16 protein-coding genes are annotated in these 16,560 nt (G+C 58.6%); 11 read left to right on the top strand and 5 right to left on the bottom strand.

Translation table 11 applies throughout. The features are described from left to right. Window positions 1-8 precede the first annotated feature (8 nt). Entirely contained in the window at window positions 9-1,202 is a 1,194-nt protein-coding gene (locus tag KB449_RS26320; protein ID WP_286672241.1) for an MFS transporter, read from the bottom strand. A 106-nt stretch (window positions 1,203-1,308) separates the two neighbouring features. Then, window positions 1,309-2,589, bottom strand: coding sequence for a threonine ammonia-lyase IlvA (gene ilvA / locus KB449_RS26315; RefSeq protein WP_434082522.1), 1,281 nt, complete (start codon window positions 2,587-2,589; stop codon window positions 1,309-1,311). 207 nt (window positions 2,590-2,796) lie between these two features. On the opposite strand from ilvA, the gene KB449_RS26310 reads away from it, so the two are divergent. From KB449_RS26310 to KB449_RS26300, 3 genes are all read left to right on the top strand, one after another. Next, window positions 2,797-3,369, top strand: a complete 573-nt coding sequence (locus KB449_RS26310; protein ID WP_282911205.1) for a hypothetical protein — start codon at window positions 2,797-2,799, stop codon at window positions 3,367-3,369. A 155-nt stretch (window positions 3,370-3,524) separates the two neighbouring features. Further along, a complete protein-coding gene (locus KB449_RS26305) occupies window positions 3,525-4,253 on the top strand; it encodes an FHA domain-containing protein (protein WP_282911204.1) in 729 nt (242 codons plus the stop codon). Between the two features lie 132 nt (window positions 4,254-4,385). Beyond that, a complete protein-coding gene (locus KB449_RS26300; RefSeq protein WP_090109397.1) occupies window positions 4,386-4,574 on the top strand; it encodes a hypothetical protein in 189 nt (62 codons plus the stop codon). 518 nt (window positions 4,575-5,092) lie between these two features. Here the strand turns inward: KB449_RS26300 and KB449_RS26295 are convergent. Next, window positions 5,093-5,845 carry a hypothetical protein gene (locus tag KB449_RS26295; RefSeq protein WP_282911203.1) on the bottom strand — a complete coding sequence of 251 codons (753 nt, stop codon included), beginning with the start codon at window positions 5,843-5,845 and terminating at the stop codon, window positions 5,093-5,095. Window positions 5,846-6,270: 425 nt separating this feature from the next. On the opposite strand from KB449_RS26295, the gene coxB reads away from it, so the two are divergent. The 6 genes from coxB to KB449_RS26265 all read left to right on the top strand — a co-directional run bounded on the left by coxB (window position 6,271) and on the right by KB449_RS26265 (window position 11,978). After that, window positions 6,271-7,344, top strand: a complete 1,074-nt coding sequence (gene coxB / locus KB449_RS26290) for a cytochrome c oxidase subunit II (RefSeq protein ID WP_282911202.1) — start codon at window positions 6,271-6,273, stop codon at window positions 7,342-7,344. A gap of 80 nt (window positions 7,345-7,424) precedes the next feature. Further along, a complete protein-coding gene (gene ctaD / locus KB449_RS26285; RefSeq protein ID WP_282912910.1) occupies window positions 7,425-9,230 on the top strand; it encodes a cytochrome c oxidase subunit I in 1,806 nt (601 codons plus the stop codon). Further along, the gene (locus KB449_RS26280) at window positions 9,227-9,847 is read left to right on the top strand and encodes a cytochrome (ubi)quinol oxidase subunit III (RefSeq protein WP_282911201.1); all 621 of its coding nucleotides are present in this window, start codon (window positions 9,227-9,229) and stop codon (window positions 9,845-9,847) included. Before ctaD ends, KB449_RS26280 begins: the two co-directional genes overlap by 4 nt. A gap of 4 nt (window positions 9,848-9,851) precedes the next feature. Further along, window positions 9,852-10,172 carry a cytochrome C oxidase subunit IV family protein gene (locus KB449_RS26275; RefSeq protein ID WP_282911200.1) on the top strand — a complete coding sequence of 107 codons (321 nt, stop codon included), beginning with the start codon at window positions 9,852-9,854 and terminating at the stop codon, window positions 10,170-10,172. 347 nt (window positions 10,173-10,519) lie between these two features. Further along, on the top strand, window positions 10,520-11,431 hold the full coding sequence (ctaG, locus tag KB449_RS26270; RefSeq protein WP_282912909.1) for a cytochrome c oxidase assembly factor CtaG: 912 nt from the start codon (window positions 10,520-10,522) through the stop codon (window positions 11,429-11,431). Window positions 11,432-11,534: 103 nt separating this feature from the next. Further along, a complete protein-coding gene (locus tag KB449_RS26265; protein WP_434082565.1) occupies window positions 11,535-11,978 on the top strand; it encodes a DUF420 domain-containing protein in 444 nt (147 codons plus the stop codon). 93 nt (window positions 11,979-12,071) lie between these two features. On the opposite strand, the gene KB449_RS26260 is transcribed toward KB449_RS26265, so the two are convergent. Then, complete coding sequence (locus KB449_RS26260; RefSeq protein ID WP_282911198.1) at window positions 12,072-13,442, bottom strand: sensor histidine kinase; 1,371 nt, start codon at window positions 13,440-13,442, stop codon at window positions 12,072-12,074. Then, a complete protein-coding gene (locus tag KB449_RS26255; protein ID WP_282912908.1) occupies window positions 13,439-14,152 on the bottom strand; it encodes a response regulator transcription factor in 714 nt (237 codons plus the stop codon). The genes KB449_RS26260 and KB449_RS26255 overlap by 4 nt, the downstream gene beginning before the upstream one ends. A gap of 160 nt (window positions 14,153-14,312) precedes the next feature. Here KB449_RS26255 and KB449_RS26250 point away from each other — a divergent pair, with 160 nt between their 5' ends. Continuing rightward, a complete protein-coding gene (locus KB449_RS26250; RefSeq protein ID WP_282911197.1) occupies window positions 14,313-15,002 on the top strand; it encodes a hypothetical protein in 690 nt (229 codons plus the stop codon). 286 nt (window positions 15,003-15,288) lie between these two features. After that, window positions 15,289-16,503 carry an amidase gene (locus KB449_RS26245; protein ID WP_282911196.1) on the top strand — a complete coding sequence of 405 codons (1,215 nt, stop codon included), beginning with the start codon at window positions 15,289-15,291 and terminating at the stop codon, window positions 16,501-16,503. Window positions 16,504-16,560: the final 57 nt, after the last annotated feature.

Below are 16,560 nucleotides of genomic sequence, written 5' to 3'. Positions count from 1 at the left end.
AGATTACCTCACATGCGCTGTGCGGGCGTTTCCCCGCGGAACAGGCGGAATGGGAATAGCAGGTAGATGACGCCGATGACGGCAAAAATGACCGCCGTACTCAGTACGACTGACGGTTCGCCGAAGCCCGTGGCCGCGAATCCGCCGATGATGGGGCCGAGCAGCCCGCCCACGCCTTCGACGGCGGAGAGTACGCCCCAGCCGAGGCCTTTTTGCTCCGGCGGCACGTAAGCGGCCAGCAGCGCATTCCAAGCAGGCAGTACGGCCGCATAGGACAGCCCGAGCGTGACGGCCCATATAAAGGCGAGCATGGTCACGGGACTGAGCGTTAAGCCGTAGAGCGCGATACCGAACATCAGGAAGCCGACCACCAGAAACCACTTTTTGCCCAACTTGTCCGACAGCCTGCCCATCGGGATCAACCCGAGCGCGGTGAAGCCGCCGCCGGCCAGCAGGAGGAGCGTATACTGCCAGGAAGCCATCCCGAGATGATCTTTTACGAAGCTGGGCAGGATCGGTTGCAGCATACCGGCCGCCAGCGTCTGCAGGATCATGCCGGGCAGCAGCAGGCGCATGTCCTTGAGGTGCGTACCGAGCACGGCCAGCTGCTTGCGAAAAGGCACGGCGGCCACCTCGGCGTGCGCTTCCTTAGGTATCATCAGAGAGAGCAGCCAGGCGCCGGCGGATACAAGCACCATGATCCAATAACTCGCCATCTCGCTGTGGACGAGCACCAGATTGAGGACAACCGGACCGGAGCCAAGGCCGACGAGCCAGATCATGTACAGGAAACCCATCTGGGCGCCGCGGCTTTCCTCCTTGACCTTGGTCAGGCAATAAATCCAGATCGGCGAGATGCCGAGTCCATAAAGCCCTGCAGCCGATATGAAGATCCAGGGCACGTCCGCCCATCCGATCAGCGCCATGCCGATAAGCGAAGCGAGCAAGCCGATATTAATGATCTTTTTGACGGGAAATCTGTGGACGAGGTATCCCATCCCCAGCTTAAGCGCCGTATCGATCAGGTAGTGAGCCGTAATGGCCGCGCCGATGACGTCCAGGTCGAGGCCGAGCGTCTCCTTGCCGTAGATGGGCAAAAAGCCGATAAGCGCCGCACCCCGCACAAATTCTACCAGATACAAAATGATGGCCAGCAGCGATATTTCTTTCGTAAAAAGCGATTTGATCGAAGCCGTCTTCAACGGAATTCTCCTTTGAAGCCCTCTGGCGCACAAGCGGCGGGCGGGATGCATGACCTCACCATTATAGCCATATTTTGCATGCGATCAAAGTCGCGCCGCCGCCCGGTCAGATCAGCAGATTGAACAGCAAGGGGTCTTTGTTCAGCTCCACATAGCGGAAACCTTTGTGGTTCATGCGCTCGACCAGAGGACCGTAGTCTCCCGGGCTCTTAAGCTCGATGCCCACGAGGGCCGGGCCGTTTTCCTTATTATGCTTTTTCGTGTATTCAAATTGAACGATGTCGTCATCCGGGCCGAGCACGTCGTCCAAGAATTCTCTGAGCGCGCCCGAGCGCTGCGGAAAGTTGACCATGAAGTAATGCTTGAGACCTTCGTAAATCATCGAGCGTTCCTTGATTTCCTGCATCCGGTCGACGTCGTTGTTGCCGCCGCTCACGACGCACACGACGCTCTGTCCGGCCAGCCGATCCGCCAGCATGGGCAGGGCCGCTACGGTGAGGGCGCCCGCGGGCTCGGCGACTATCGCATGCTCATTGTATAGCTCGAGGATCGTGGTGCACACCCGGCCTTCGGGCACGACGACGACTTCGTCGAGCAGGTCCCGGCACAGCGCATACGTCAGATCGCCGACTCGTTTGACGGCCGCGCCGTCCACGAACTTGTCGATCTCCTCGAGCGGCACGACCTCGCCGCGTTCCATCGCGACCATCATCGACGGCGCGCCTTCGGGCTCGACGCCGATGATGCGCGTATTCGGGCTGACGGCTTTGACGTAAGAAGCGACGCCTGCGGCGAGACCGCCGCCTCCGACCGTCACGAGCAGTACGTCGACCGGTTCCTTGCATGCCTCCATGATCTCTTTACCCACCGTTCCGTTGCCTGCGATGATGCGGGTGTCGTCGAAAGGGTGCACGAAGGTCATCCCCGTCTCACGCACCGCCCGCTGGGCTTCGGCATAGGCGTCGTCGAACGTGTCGCCGATGAGCCTGACCTCGACCTTATCGCCGCCGAACAGCTCGACCTGTCCGATCTTCTGCCTGGGCGTCGTCGCGGGCATATAGATGATGCCCGGAATGTCGAGTGCCGCGCACGAATAGGCGACGCCCTGCGCGTGATTGCCTGCGCTCGCGCAGATAACGCCGCGTTCGCGCTCCGCCGCCGGGAGGCCCGAGATCAGGTTGTAGGCGCCGCGGATCTTGAAGGAACGCACGACCTGCTGGTCCTCGCGCTTCAGATGGATCCGGCAGCCGTGCCTGGCCGACAGCCGTTGATTGAACTGCAGCGGGGTCGGGGACACGACGCCGCGAAGCGTATGGGCTGCGAACAGGATATCCTCCATTCGGATAGAAACAGAGGCGCTGCGGGGTAATGAGTCTGACAAGGTCATCATCTTCCTTCCTGATCATAAATGAAGAGCCGCCCCCGAAGGGACGGCTGGCTGAGGCGCGGGCAGGGCGTCAGATCCGCGCGGCGATAGAACCCTGTCCGACGTTTGAATTACTTAATGTTATACTCTTAAGTAGGGATGCAAGTCAATGCGCGCGCGGCGCCTGCGCTGTCGCTCGCGTCAAGTTCCGTCCAGGGGAGGACTTCCATGAAAAAGCTGCTTTTCGCGCTTATTACCCTTGTCGTGCTTATTGCCGTGGGAAGCGTCATATTATATCAACTGATCAAGCCTGCCGAGCATCTGGATCTGGCTTACGAGCCGGTCAATCTCGAGAGCAAGGCGGTGGATATGTTCAAACGCCTGTCGACGGAGCTCGTCCTGTCCGAGGCTGACGTCAACAATCTGGCCAAGGAATCGATTGCGGGCAACCCGATGTACAGCCCTGACGTGCTGATCACGGGCGCCAGATTCCGCCTGCTCGCGGACGATCGCCTGGCCGCGGACGTCAACTTGAAGATCAAGGACCGGATTCCCGTCGGGCTAACGATCGTGTATCGATTAAAATGGGAATCGCCCAACTTGAGCGCAGAAGTCCAGGAGGCTTCGATCCGGGGCGTGAAGCTGCCTAACAAGGGATTCGAGAACGTTGTTATTCCGCTGGGCGACGAGCTGCCTAAAGTCGTCAAAATCAAGGACGTTACTTCGGACGCCGACGGACTGAAGGTTGCCTTCCGCGCGCCTTCCGCAAGCGAGCTCCGCGCGCTGATCGGCGGCCTCTAAACAAGGCCGCTTATCGTACGTCCCTTGTCGGTCGGCAGTCGCGCAAAGATTGAACGGGCCGCCGAATCGAGCTATAATCGAAATCATAAGCGGTATTAAATAATAGACCGACGCATACGAATTAGTAAGCGTTTACATGAATGGGAGGCGCCGTTATGAAAAGAAGGTCCGGCCTCCGCGCCCTGCCAGCCGCCGTGCTGGCATTCGCAGCCGCGGCATGGCCGGGCCTGAAGGCGGAGGCGGCGCCGGCCGCCGCCCGGACGGCAGCGGAACGCATAGAGCCGCAGGGCATGCTTCCGCTTCTGGCGGCCATGGCGATCGGCATCGCCGTGTCCGTAATCGCGGTGCTGGCGTTTCTGCAGATGACCTCGCGGGGTAAGAGTACAAAGGAGGACGAGTCCAAGCCTACGGATTCGGACTTGTTTGCTTCGAACCAAGCCGGGTTTGGCGTTGTTTCCGACGATCGAGAAGGCGATGCTGCCCCCGACTATACGATCCCGCTGCGGAGCCTCGGCGATGGGCCCGACAGGATGGAGCGGCCGGAACCTGCCGTTGCGGCCGCCGGCGAGCCTCGGCTTGTCGGTGTCTCGGGCCAATTCGCCGGCGCCAGCTACAGTCTGGCGGACAGGCCTCTGGCGATCGGCAGGGACGGCCATCAATGCGAGCTCGTCTATCCGGACGGACACGCCGAGGTCAGCCGCAAGCACTGCACCGTCAGCTACGATCCGTCCCGCGGGATTTTTTCGCTGGTCGATCACGGTTCATCCAACGGTACATACCTGCGTGACGGAACGCGGCTGACGGCGGGGGATCGGCTAGAGCTCAGACCGGGCGACCGATTCAGCCTGCCGGGCGGGGAGCAATGGTTCGAAGTAGACGTCTGAAGACGGTTTTTCTGTTAAACCTCAGGTCGAACTGGTATAATGAGGCGAACGGGAAGTACAATCTTATATAGGCAGCCGGGCGTCAACTCTGTACGAATCTTGCGGGAAGTTTCCGCCGGGAGGGATTATGGCATGGCAAAGCGCGGTCATAACGAAGTTCAGGAGAGTCTGCAGGAACTAACGAGAATTTTTCGCCCCAAGGATCCGCGCAAGTTCGTCAAGGACTATATCCGGAAATACAGAATCACCGGCGGCTATGAAGATGAACTAACCGTTATCGTTGAACGCGAGCTGATGAGAATCAACTCATCCGCTTCCTGACCACCGATTTTTCGCAAGGCCTCTACGACTCGGGGCCTTGTTTTTTTATTTACCGTCCGCGAGCCGTACCGATGAGCCGGCAGATCGTCATCCGCGTCGTGCTTTTTGCTGTAATACCTGCAAATATACATTTAATTTTTCCGATGGTGACCCTTTGGCACATCAAAGATGCAAATATACAGTTATTTTCCTTCACCTGCCGAATTTTAGGCTTGTGTATTAAATTTACCTGCACATTAGCAGGTATTTTATTACGCGCTGTTGGTCGGCAAAAATTAAATGTACAAATGCAGGTATTCGACTCGTAAAACACGCCAACGTAACCTGTATGATCGATATGTGAGTCGGTACAGCAGCATAAGAAGGGGGCTGTCTCAAGGTCGAAATGGACCTGGGAGACCGCCCCTTTTTGATTTCGCTCAGGCTGACTCTGGCTACGGCTCTGGCTCTGGCTCTGGCTCTGGCTCTGGCTCTGGCTGTGGCTATGGCTCTGGCTCTGGTTGTTGCTGTGGCGCTGTTTATGGCCTGGCGTTGGCAGATTGGCCGCTCCTGCCGACGCCTCGTGCCGTCGGTTCGGGAATCGGAGTGGGGACGTCATTGCCCGCGGCAAAAATATACTTGGCAAGCTTGTTGAAGCCGGGCGTAAGCGGAGCGAGGGGCTGGCCGTCCCAGGACGCTTTGGCGTAGCCGAGCAATTGGTTCATGTACTCCATGTTGGCCGAGATATGAACGCCGTTCACGTTGGGCGCCATCTTGCGGACCTCGTTAGCGAGCGTCTGACGGAATTCGGTCGACAGATCGGAGATGTCCTTGTGCGAAAAGGAGGAATTGTACGGCGTGACGATTTTCGTTAAATCCCATGAATTGCTGCCCGTGTCCACGTTATAGACGCCTTCCGTCGTGCCGGTGTTATCTTGCTCCCGGGTGCGCAAGCCGCCATGCGACCGTATGCCCGTAGCGGTCTGGTCCGTCGTAATGCCGACGTACGCGTTTTTGTCGGTGAGCATGACGATGGCCGAGCTGACGCCGGGCACGTTGGAGAGACGGTACGACAAGGCGGAGCTGTATTCGAAATAGCGATTGTCATGCGCGCGCGGATCGGTGACGACATGGCTGTAGGCGCGCACGCCGGACATTTTCGGATCGTTCGCCGTTCTGCTGCCGTAATCGTTGGCGCTTTGCTGGTGGTGCGCTTTATAATTGCAGCCGCCCAACGCGCCAGTCAGCGCGGCTGCGAGCAGACATACGTTCGCGCAACGGCGCTTGTTCATAACCTGCTCCTCCTCGGGATCTGGATGCGATGCGACTAGTGTTCGCCGCGGCCGCAAAAGTATGCCGAAACCCCGTACATAAAACAAGCCGTCATTGGTAAAAGCTGATGGAAAGGGCTGCGGCGGGGCTAGGGGCGGATGCGGGGCTCTACTATGCAAGAAAGCCTTTGCACGAGGGTAGGAAAGAGACCTTTAAACCCAAAATCGAGCCTTGAAACCCTTGCGGCGCAACGATTTTGACAGTTTTGAGAACAATTTGTGAACTGTTGTGTGAACATTGACAAACTGTCGTACCAATCTTTATATTTATTAGAGGGTTTAGGTATGTGCGAAACCAAAGTTCGACATCGCGCAACACATGGATTGCCGCCGCCACAGTCAGAGAAGAAGGCGATCCGTGATTATGTCAAAGTGGGGATGAATGGATGATGAATCGGTGGCGCGTATTAAAGCGGTTGCTTCCGCTTATGGCCGGCATGGCGCTATTGCTGTCGGCGTGCGGCAGGGAAGATCTATCGACGCTGAGCCCTAAGGGCCCCGTCGCGCAAAAACAATTTGACTTGATGACGCTCTCGATCTCGATCATGGCGCTAGTCGTTGTCGTCGTGTTTGCGATCTGTATCTACGTACTGATTCGCTTCCGCCGGCGCAAAGGCGACAACTCGATCCCGAAGCAAGTCGAAGGGAATCACACGCTGGAGATTATCTGGACGGTCATTCCGATTATTTTGCTGCTCATTCTGGGCGTTCCGACGATCAACACGGTTTTCGGTCTGTCCAAGGACTATTCCAAGGATCCCGAGGCGGTGCAGGTTACCGTCACTTCTCACCAATACTGGTGGGAGTTCGAGTATCCGGAATACGGCATTAAGACCGCGCAGGAGCTGATCGTGCCGACCGGCCGCAAGATTCAGTTCAAGCTGGCGTCCGGCGACGTGACGCACGCTTTCTGGATTCCTTCCATCGGCGGCAAGATCGACACCAACGCGGGTCTGGGCACGACGAACAAGCTGTACCTCGAGTTCCCCAACGAAGGCGTATTCAGAGGCAAGTGTGCAGAGCTTTGCGGCCCTTCCCACGCGCTGATGGACTTCAAGGCGAAGGCCGTTAATCAGGCTTCGTTCGACCGCTGGGTTGCGGCGATGAAGACGCCGGTCTCGATGCCGGCCGACGAGAACGTCAAGGCTGCGTTCGAGAGCAAGTGCCTAACTTGCCATGCGATCGGCGAGACGAACGCAGGCAGCTCGGCTCCGAACCTGACGGGCGTCGGCAGCAGGCTTACCGTCGGGGGCATCCTTTACAACGACGAAAAGTCGGTGGAGGAGAACCTGAAGGACTGGATTTCCCATGCGCAGACGATCAAGCCGGGCAACCAAATGCCTGACGTCAGCACGGGCGTTACCTACGGACCTGGCAAGGGCACGACGGCGACGGGCCTTACCGAACAAGAGCTTGACGGCATCGCGAAGTATCTGGCCGGCCAAAAGCTCGAATACTAATACTCTAGCTTCTGCGGGGAATGAAGGAGGACGCGGCTTTGGCTGCACACGCGCACACGGTCAAGCGTTATCGGGGCTTGATGGACTGGCTGACGACCGTCGACCACAAGAAAATCGGGATTCTGTACTTAATCGCCGGCGGATTGTTCTTCCTGGTCGGCGGCCTTGAGGCGATCCTGATCCGGATCCAACTGATTAAGCCCATGAACGATTTCGTCGGGGCCGATACTTTTAACCAATTGATTACGATGCACGGCACGACGATGATCTTCCTTGCGGCGATGCCGATGCTGTTCGCGCTGATGAACGCGGTTATCCCGCTGCAGATCGGGGCGCGCGACGTCGCGTTCCCGTTCCTGAACTCGCTCGGCTTCTGGACGTTCTTTGCCGGCGGCGTTCTGCTCAACATCAGCTGGTTCGCAGGCGACATCCCGGATGCGGGCTGGACGTCGTACGTTCCACTGGCCGGTCCGATGTACGCGGGCGGTCACGGCGTCGATTTCTACTTGATGGGGCTTCAGATTGCCGGTATCGGCACGCTGATCGGCGGCATCAACTTTATGGCGACGATCATCAACATGCGCGCGCCGGGCATGTCCTTCATGCGCATGCCAATGTTCACTTGGACGATCTTCATCACGTCCGCGCTGATCGTATTCGCCTTCCCGGTACTGACGGTCGGCCTCGTGGCGCTGACGTTCGACCGCCTGTTCCAGGCCAATTTCTTCGAGACGGGCAACGGCGGCAACACGGTGCTCTGGGAGCATATCTTCTGGGTATTCGGTCACCCCGAGGTATACATCCTGATCCTGCCGGCCTTCGGCGTCATCTCCGAAGTCATCAGCACCTTCTCGCGCAAGCGTTTGTTTGGCTACAGCTCGATGGTATTCGCGACCGTCCTGATCGCGTTCCTCGGCTTCATGGTCTGGGCGCATCATATGTTCACGACGGGCCTCGGCCCTGTAGCGAACGGTCTGTTCTCCATCGCGACGATGCTGATCGCGGTGCCGACAGGGGTCAAGATCTTTAACTGGTTGTTCACGTTGTGGGGCGGCTCGATCTCGTTCACCTCCGCGAGCTTGTTCGCGATCGGCTTCATCCCGACGTTCGTCATGGGCGGCGTCACCGGCGTCATGCTGGCCGTCGCGCCGGCCGACTTCCAGTATCACGATACGTACTTCGTCGTCGCTCACTTCCACTACGTTATCGTAGGCGGATTAATCTTCGGCATCTTCTCCGGCCTGCACTACTGGTGGCCGAAGATGTTCGGCCGCGTGCTGAACGAGAAGCTGGGCAAGGCGACCTTCTGGACGTTCTTCATCGGCTTCCACCTGACGTTCTTTATCCAGCACTTCCTGGGCCTGATCGGCATGCCGCGTCGCGTATGGACGTACCTGCCGGGCCAGGACTTCGACACGATGAATGCGGTCAGCACCGTCGGCGCTTTCCTGATGGGTATCGGCACGATCATCTTCGTCATCAACGTTATCGTCAGCGCAGCGAACAAGTCGCCTGTCGCGGACGATCCGTGGGAAGACGGCCGCTCGCTCGAATGGTCGATTCCTTCGCCGCCGCCGGAGTACAACTTCAAGCAGACACCGCTCGTGCGCTCCTATGACGCCTGGTGGAACGAAAAGCAAAAGGGCAATGCCGAAATGCCGCCGGCCGAGCCGGTCGGACCGATCCACATGCCTTCGCCTTCGATCCTGCCGCTCATCATGAGCATCGGATTGTTCGTAGCGGCGCTGGGCTTCATGTACGACCATCTGGTCGTTGCCATCGCAGGGCTCGTCGTCACCTTTGGCAGCATGTTCTGCCGCTCTGTGTTCGACGATCACGGCTTCCACATCGAGCCTGAGGAGCAGGAGAAAGGGGTGCACGCATGAGCGCACACGACCATCACTTAGACGGACACCTTCCTCATGAGCCCGAAAAGGCGACGTTAGAAGGCCGTAATAAAATTCTCGGCTTCTGGTTGTTCCTTGGCGCGGAGACGGTTCTATTCGGAACCCTCTTCGCCGCCTTCATCGCGCTTCGCCATCAGACTCTCGACGGTCCGACGGCAGACCATCTGTTCGAGCTTCCGATGGTATTCGCTGCGACGATGATTCTGTTGGTATCGAGTCTCGCGAGCGTCTTCGCGGTTCAGGCGCTTCACCAGCACAAGGTCAAAGCGATGATCGTTTGGTTGATTATCACGATTTTGCTCGGCCTAAGCTTTCTCGGACTCGAGATTTACGAGTTCAACACGTACGTGTCCGAAGGCCACAAGCTGACGACGAGCGCATTCAGCTCCTCGTTCTACACGCTGGTCGGCTTCCACGGCGCGCACGTCGCGTTCGGCGTTCTCTGGATCGGGCTGCTCATCGCCCAGATCTTCAAGAAGGGCCTTACCGTCGTCACCGCTCCGAAGATCTACGTGTCCGCGATCTACTGGCACTTTATCGACGTCGTCTGGGTATTCATCTTCACCGTTGTATACCTGATGGGAAAGGTGGGTTAACCAAATGGCCAACGATCATTCCGCAGCCGCTTCGGACCCCAAGAGACGTCATCGGCACGAGGGACCGCAGAAGCACGTCGTCGCATTTGTCCTGTCTCTCGTGCTCACGATTATCGCCTTCGCCGCGGTTTCCGCCGGCGAGATCAACACGACGTTCACGTACATCATTCTCCTATCCATGGCGCTGTTGCAGGTATTCGTACAGCTGGCGTTCTGGATGCACTTGAAGGATCGCGGTCATCTGTTCGCGACGATGGGCATCGTCTTCGGTATCATCGTCGTATTCACGATGGTGATCATGGCGCTGTACTGGGTTTGGTGGTAACATAATCGGAACCGAAGAGAGGCAGGCCCACAAGCCGCCTCTCTTTTTAACGATTAAGGCCATCCGCCCGTGAGGATGGTGTATAATCGGCTGTATGCGTTCTTTATGGTCGAAGAGCCGCCAAGTCAGGTACGCTCGGCTTTATTGACGCGGTTGCGGACACAGGATCCGCTATTCCCGGATTTAAGGGGATTAAAGTGGCAGCTTTTCGAGAATAACGGATCGTATGTCCGCAATGATCGGTATGCCGTGGCTTGCAGATCCTATACGAGATCCTATACGGGATCGGGATCGTAAGTCCGACAACCGGAAGCTTCAATCGATTGAAAGGGGGAACAACGGTGGGAATGGGATTGGAATACTTTTCGTTCGCCGATCTGTGGAGTCCGGTCATGATGGTCATCTCGCTCCTGATCATCCTTTTATATTCGCTCGTCGTCGGCCCGTGGCGCGAGCGGTTCAACGCCAGCGAGCCTGTCTCCAAGAAGCGGCAAGCTGCGTTTATCGCGGGCATCGTCTTGCTGTATCTGGCGCAGGGCGGCCCGCTCAGCCTGATGGGTCATCTCATGTTTACCTTTCATATGACGGCGATGGCGATCTCCTATTTTATCGTTCCGGCGATGCTGATCTACGGCGTGCCGGCCTGGCTGTGGAGATCGATCTTCTCGCGGCCTTTTTGGAGACCGCTGCGTTTTCTCATGAATCCGCTGTTTGGGCTGTTCGCGTTTAACCTGCTCTTCTCGGTGTACCATATGCCGGCCAATCATGACTGGATTATGACGCATTACGTCGTGCATGGGTTCTACTACTTCGTCATGCTGGGCGCAGCGATGATCAGCTGGTGGCATATCATGTGTCCGGTCGCGGAGTGGAGCAGGCTGACCAATCTTCGCAAGCTGGGCTTTATCTTCCTGAACGGCCTGCTTCTGACGCCGGCCTGCGTATTGATTATTTTCGCGAGCACGCCGCTATTCAGCGTTTACAACGATCCTGAAGTGTGGACGCGTGCCATGGGATATTGTATCTCCGGGAATTCTGCCGAGTTTTTGTCCCAGTTCAAGGGCGGTCCGGCGTTTTTCAGTCTGATGGCGCCAACCGACGACCAGCAGCTCGGCGGCATCATCATGAAGCTGCTGCAAGAGTTCGTTAACATTGCTGCCCTGTATACCGTCTTCATGCAGTGGTACCGGAAAGAGCGCGCGCAGGATGACGATCCTTCGTTCGATCACGCTTCCTCCAGCCGTTTGAACAATGTGTGAAGTGGGTCGTACTGAATTGAACTAAGGACAAAGGCAGGTTACAATGGGAGCAGTTGTCCAACATTTATGGAGCAGGTGAGCCCACTTGTCAAGCTATACCATCATGCCCACGATCAGCACGAGCTTCATCGCGTTAAGCGCGATTCTCGTGGCGATCGGCTGGAATCAGATTATCCGGGGCAAGCGCGAATCCCACAAGAAAACGATGATCGCGGCTGCGATCGCGGCGATCGTTTTCTTCATTATCTATGTATCCCGTACGATTTTCGTCGGCAATACCGAGTGGGGCGGACCGGATCACCTCAAGACGATATATTTGATCTTCCTGTTGTTCCATATTACACTGGCGATGGTCGCGGCCGTTTTCGGGATCACCACGCTGGTGCTCGGCTTCAAGGAAAAATATGCGAAGCATAGACGTTGGGGCCGTGTTACCGCCGTCATCTGGTTCATTACCGCCATTACGGGGGTTACCGTATACGTTCTGCTGTATCTGCTTTATCCGGGCGGACATACCAAGCCGGTGATTGACGCGATTTTCGGCTAGTAGAATCGTCTTGTCCAGAAGAACCTTCAAACGCAAAGGAGCAGTCCCGAATTCGTCGTCGACGAGGGGACTGCTCCTTTGTTTTGCGCGGACTCAAGTCTGCGGAAAACTGAGCGAGATCACGGCCCCGCCCGATGCGTGATTGCCGGCCCGAATCAAGCCTCCGCAGCGCTCGACGATCGCGCGGGAGATGGCCAGACCGAGACCGGTCTCGCCGTCCTTGCCCTTTACGAAGCGATGGAACAGGTGGGGGAGCAGGGCGTCGGGGAAGCCCGTCCCGTCATCCCGTACGCGAATAACGATCCTGCCGTCGTCGTTGCAGGCTTCAATGACGATGCGCCGGCTGGCATGGCGCGCGGCGTTTACCATGACGTTAAGCAGCGCCTGCATCAGTTTGTCTTTGTCGGCCATGATCGCGAGCTCGCCCTCTGTGCCGTCCGGGCAGGCGATGTCCAGTGACAGTCCCCGCGCCGCAAGCAGCGGATTAATCCGCTCGGCGGCGCCGGTCAGCAGCTCGCGAACGCGAACGACGATCGGCTGCACGATGTCCTCTTCACTGTCCAGCTTAGCGAGGAGGGTCATCTCCGTGACCAGCTTTGTCATCCGACCGCTCTCTTTCATAATGACGTTCAGACCCTTGCGGGCGCTCTCGCCTTCGAACACGCCGTCGCGGATGCCTTCCGCATATCCGGCGATGGACATGAGCGGCGTCTTCAGTTCGTGGGAGGCATTCTGAAAAAACTGCTTCTGCACCCGGTTATAGCGCTCCAGTTCTTCGGCAAGATCGTATACGGTCCGCGCGACGGCGCCGATCTCGCCGCCGGCCCGAACGAGCCGTACGTCGGAGAACCTGCGCTCCTGCACCTTCGCGAGCTCGCCGCGCAGCTTCATCATCGGACGAATAAGCCTGCGGGTGATCAGCAGACTGAGCAGCAGCGCGACCGCGCCGCCGACCCCGAGCACGATCAGCAGCCGGCCGAGAAGCGCGCGTTCGATGGCGTTGATCTTGCTGATCGGCGTCCGCAGCGTGAGCGTTCCTTGGGGCACAAGGTCCGTGCGGACGAGATAGCCGCCGGTATTGACGACCGCGCTCGCGGCTAACCTGACCGGCGTACTTCCGACAGACAGGACGGTTGCAGGCAGCGGCTGCGCGGCAGCCGTCAGCGACGCAATTCCCGTGCCGCCGCTGACGACTTGGCCCTCGTTATCCGAGATAAATGCCTCGACGCCGACTGGCAGCGTGACAGACTGACCGAGGGAGAGCGTCGTATCGGACGGTTTCGCCGGCGTCGCGGCTTGCAGTTGGAGACGGGTCGCGATGCTAGAGGCTGCCGTGCTCAGCGCTTGTTTTTGCTCGCCCATGAAGTGATCGATCAGTACCAGATGGATGAGCAGCGCCGTCATGCCCAATACAAGCACGAGGAGCGCGCCGAAAGCCAGATTGATCTGATGCAGCAGCTTCATGGATGAATCCCTCCTTCCGTTCTCAATCGATAGCCGTGCCCCCAGACCGACTCGATCGGGAGCTGCTCCGCTTTTTTGCGCAGCCGCTTGATGAGATGATCGACGGCCCGGTCGCTGCCGAAATAATCGTCGCCCCACACCAGCGTGAGCAATTGTTCCCGCGTGTACGCGCGATTGGGGTGTTCCGCCAGCACCTGCAGCAGCGTGTATTCTTTAAAGGTCAGTTCCAATTCCGCGCCGCGCCAAAAAGCGCGCCGTTCCTCCGGATACACTTGCAAAGAGCCGGCTTCTACGGAGGCAGGAGCGGCTGCCGGAGCGACCGTCTCGTTCGCGGCATGCAGCCTGTACCAGCGGCGCAGCTGGCGCTTCACCCGGGCGACCAGCTCGCGGGGGCTGAAAGGCTTCACCAGATAGTCGTCGCCGCCAAGCTCGAGCCCCAGTATTTTATCGACCTCGTCGTCCTTGGCCGAGATCATAATGATCGGCACTTCCGCGTCGCTGCGGATGCGTCTGCAAAGCTCGTACCCGTCCATGCCCGGCAGCATGATATCGAGCACCCAGAGATCGGGCGGGCTGCTTATCCACAGCTCCCATGCCTCCTCCGCGGTACCCAGCCCGACGGTGCGGTAATTTTCTTTGTTCAAATAAGCCTCGACGAGATGACGGATGTTCGCGTCGTCGTCCACGACGGCAATCGTATATTCGTTGATAGGAAAAGACCTCCCCGGCCGAGCTATACGTTCATTATAGCAAGCACGGTCCGACGCGGGGCGCGTGCCATCGTTTTTCCACAACTCCACCAATCGTCTGCCACACCCGCAATCTAAAGTAGGAGAGGCAAGACAACCTATACGCAGGAGTGATTCGTCTATGAAAAGCAAATCCGTGATCGCCAAACTCGCCGTCGCCGCCATGGCCGTCACCGCGCTTGCCAGTCCCGTCGCCGCCTTTGCTGCAACCGGTCCCGCACTTTCCAAGCAGTACGCGATCTCCCAGGCATCGCAGACCGGCGTACCCGCACAGTTCGCGTCAGCGGGAGAAGCGAAGGCCATCTCTTCGTCCGCGATCCTGCAGCTGCCCGATCCGGGCGAGATCGCCGCGAAGTACGCGCCGGACGCCGTTCCGGAATGGAAAGAGACGCTGGCTGCATACAACAAGCTCGTCCAAGGCAAGGACACGCTGTCGCTGTCTGCAACTGCTTTGCCCGCGGCAACTGCTTCGAGCCTTGACGGGGCTACAAAAGCTGCGCATCCCGTAACCGTAGTATCTGCCCGGCAGGGGACATTGACGGCGCCCGCAGGAACCGTGTCGCTGCAAGCGGTCAAAACGGTTGCCGGCGCCGATCTGCAAGCCGTGGCGTTGTCGGCGCCTCGCGCTGAGGGCATCATCGTCTCGACGACGGCCGTCGCTTCATTTTCGGCTGGATCCGGTATCCTCCAGGGACGCATCGCGCTGGGCGAAGCCGTAGAGACGGGCGATGCTGAGAAGATCAAGCAGGCGCTCGATAAGCTGCTGGCGCAATACAAGGCGGTCATCACGGAACTGCGGCAGGCGAAGTAAGGGACGAAGCTTGCATAAGGCCGAAAGCGCGCATAGAGAGAAGGCCGTCGGAACGGCGTTAAATAGATAGGGAGACAGCCGTTGGAACATCGGTGCTAAATAGCGGGACGAAGCAGAGGTTCGCTCTGTTTCGTCCCTTTTTTCGTATGCGCGACGGTCCGCTTGGGTTCGATGACAAAGAACCGTACGATTTTCGGCGGCTTTGCCAAATGTGCGCGAAGTGAATTTACACCGAATATACCCTTTTCTATACTGCTCATACAGACAAGACGAGAGGATGGGTCGGATGAACGATCGCTGGCACGCCTACATCCGGCAGGATATCAAGCTGGAGCCGACCGGCAGCGGGCTGCTCGACGGAATCGCATTCGCGGCAAAAGACGTGTTTGCCGTCAAAGGCTACATTCAGGGAGCCGGCAGCCCGGATTGGTCGCGGACGCATACGGCCGCCGCAGGTCATGCGCACGCGATCGAGCGGCTGCTAGCAAGCGGTGCCAGGCTGAACGGCATGACGCACACCGACGAGATGATGTACAGCTTAAACGGCGAAAATTACAACTATGGAACGCCGATTAATCCGAAGGCCGAGCAGCGCATTCCGGGCGGCTCATCAAGCGGCTCCGCCGTTGCGGCGGCGGCAGGTCTCGCCGATCTCGCGATCGGCACCGATACGGGAGGCTCCGTCCGCATCCCGTCCTCGTACTGCGGCGTATACGGTTTCCGGCCGACGCACGGTCGCGTGTCGATGGACGGCGTCGTGCCGCTCGCGCCGATCTTCGATACGGTCGGCTGGATGTCTTCTTCGGCCAAGCTCGCGGCGCATGCCGGCGAGGTGCTGCTGGAACAAACCGCCGGACAGAGGGATGAACTATCGCTGCCGCGCCGGCTGCTCGTCGCGGAAGACACGCTGCGCGCAGCCGACCAGCCGACGCAGGCGGCATTGATGCCGTTAATCGACGAGTTGGCCGCGTCTTTCGGGCAGACCGAACGCATTACGATCGCAGAAGAGGGGCTGGAGGCGTGGATGCGCATCTTCAAGCTCCTTCAAGGCGTCGATATCTGGCAGACGCACGGACTTTGGATCGAGCAGGCACGACCGCGGTTCGGGCCGGGTATCGCCGAGCGGTTCGCGTGGACGCGAACGATCGCGGACGCCGACTGTGTCCGGGAGCGCGAGGCCATGGCCGACATACGCGCGCGGTTAGCCGCTTTGCTGGGCGACGACACTTTGCTCGCGATACCGACGGCGACCGGTCCGGCGCCGCTTCGCAATACGCCGCTTGCGCAGATGGAACAGCTTCGCATCCGCACGCAGCAGCTGTCCTGCATCGCAGGGCTTGGCGGCTTGCCGCAGATTACGCTGCCCTGGGCGAACGTAGGCGGTTGTCCGGTCGGGCTGTCCCTTATCGCCGGGCCCGGGCAGGACCTGAAGCTGCTGCGATGGGCTGCAGAATGGGAAGCGCAAGAACGGAGCGCCGTGGATGCGACGACAGAGCTTTGATTCAAGCCAATTATAGACCTGGGATCGCTAATGGCATTAATGAAGGCCGCAGACGAG

It is taken from the genome of Cohnella hashimotonis, from assembly GCF_030014955.1.
Classification (GTDB): domain Bacteria; phylum Bacillota; class Bacilli; order Paenibacillales; family Paenibacillaceae; genus Cohnella; species Cohnella hashimotonis.
Note: the sequence above shows the minus strand (reverse complement) of the source record. Positions and strands in the feature narration are given on the sequence as shown.

Coding starts and splice junctions, on each gene's coding strand:
- KB449_RS26265 (WP_434082565.1), top strand. CDS start 11,535: ATGCCCACGATCAGCACGAGCTTCATCGCGTTAAGCGCGATTCTCGTG.
- KB449_RS26305 (WP_282911204.1), top strand. CDS start 3,525: ATGAAAAGAAGGTCCGGCCTCCGCGCCCTGCCAGCCGCCGTGCTGGCA.
- ilvA (WP_434082522.1), bottom strand. CDS start 2,589: ATGACCTTGTCAGACTCATTACCCCGCAGCGCCTCTGTTTCTATCCGA.
- KB449_RS26295 (WP_282911203.1), bottom strand. CDS start 5,845: ATGAACAAGCGCCGTTGCGCGAACGTATGTCTGCTCGCAGCCGCGCTG.
- ctaG (WP_282912909.1), top strand. CDS start 10,520: ATGGGATTGGAATACTTTTCGTTCGCCGATCTGTGGAGTCCGGTCATG.
- ctaD (WP_282912910.1), top strand. CDS start 7,425: ATGGACTGGCTGACGACCGTCGACCACAAGAAAATCGGGATTCTGTAC.
- KB449_RS26245 (WP_282911196.1), top strand. CDS start 15,289: ATGAACGATCGCTGGCACGCCTACATCCGGCAGGATATCAAGCTGGAG.
- KB449_RS26250 (WP_282911197.1), top strand. CDS start 14,313: ATGAAAAGCAAATCCGTGATCGCCAAACTCGCCGTCGCCGCCATGGCC.
- KB449_RS26310 (WP_282911205.1), top strand. CDS start 2,797: ATGAAAAAGCTGCTTTTCGCGCTTATTACCCTTGTCGTGCTTATTGCC.
- KB449_RS26280 (WP_282911201.1), top strand. CDS start 9,227: ATGAGCGCACACGACCATCACTTAGACGGACACCTTCCTCATGAGCCC.
- KB449_RS26260 (WP_282911198.1), bottom strand. CDS start 13,442: ATGAAGCTGCTGCATCAGATCAATCTGGCTTTCGGCGCGCTCCTCGTG.
- KB449_RS26275 (WP_282911200.1), top strand. CDS start 9,852: ATGGCCAACGATCATTCCGCAGCCGCTTCGGACCCCAAGAGACGTCAT.
- coxB (WP_282911202.1), top strand. CDS start 6,271: ATGATGAATCGGTGGCGCGTATTAAAGCGGTTGCTTCCGCTTATGGCC.
- KB449_RS26300 (WP_090109397.1), top strand. CDS start 4,386: ATGGCAAAGCGCGGTCATAACGAAGTTCAGGAGAGTCTGCAGGAACTA.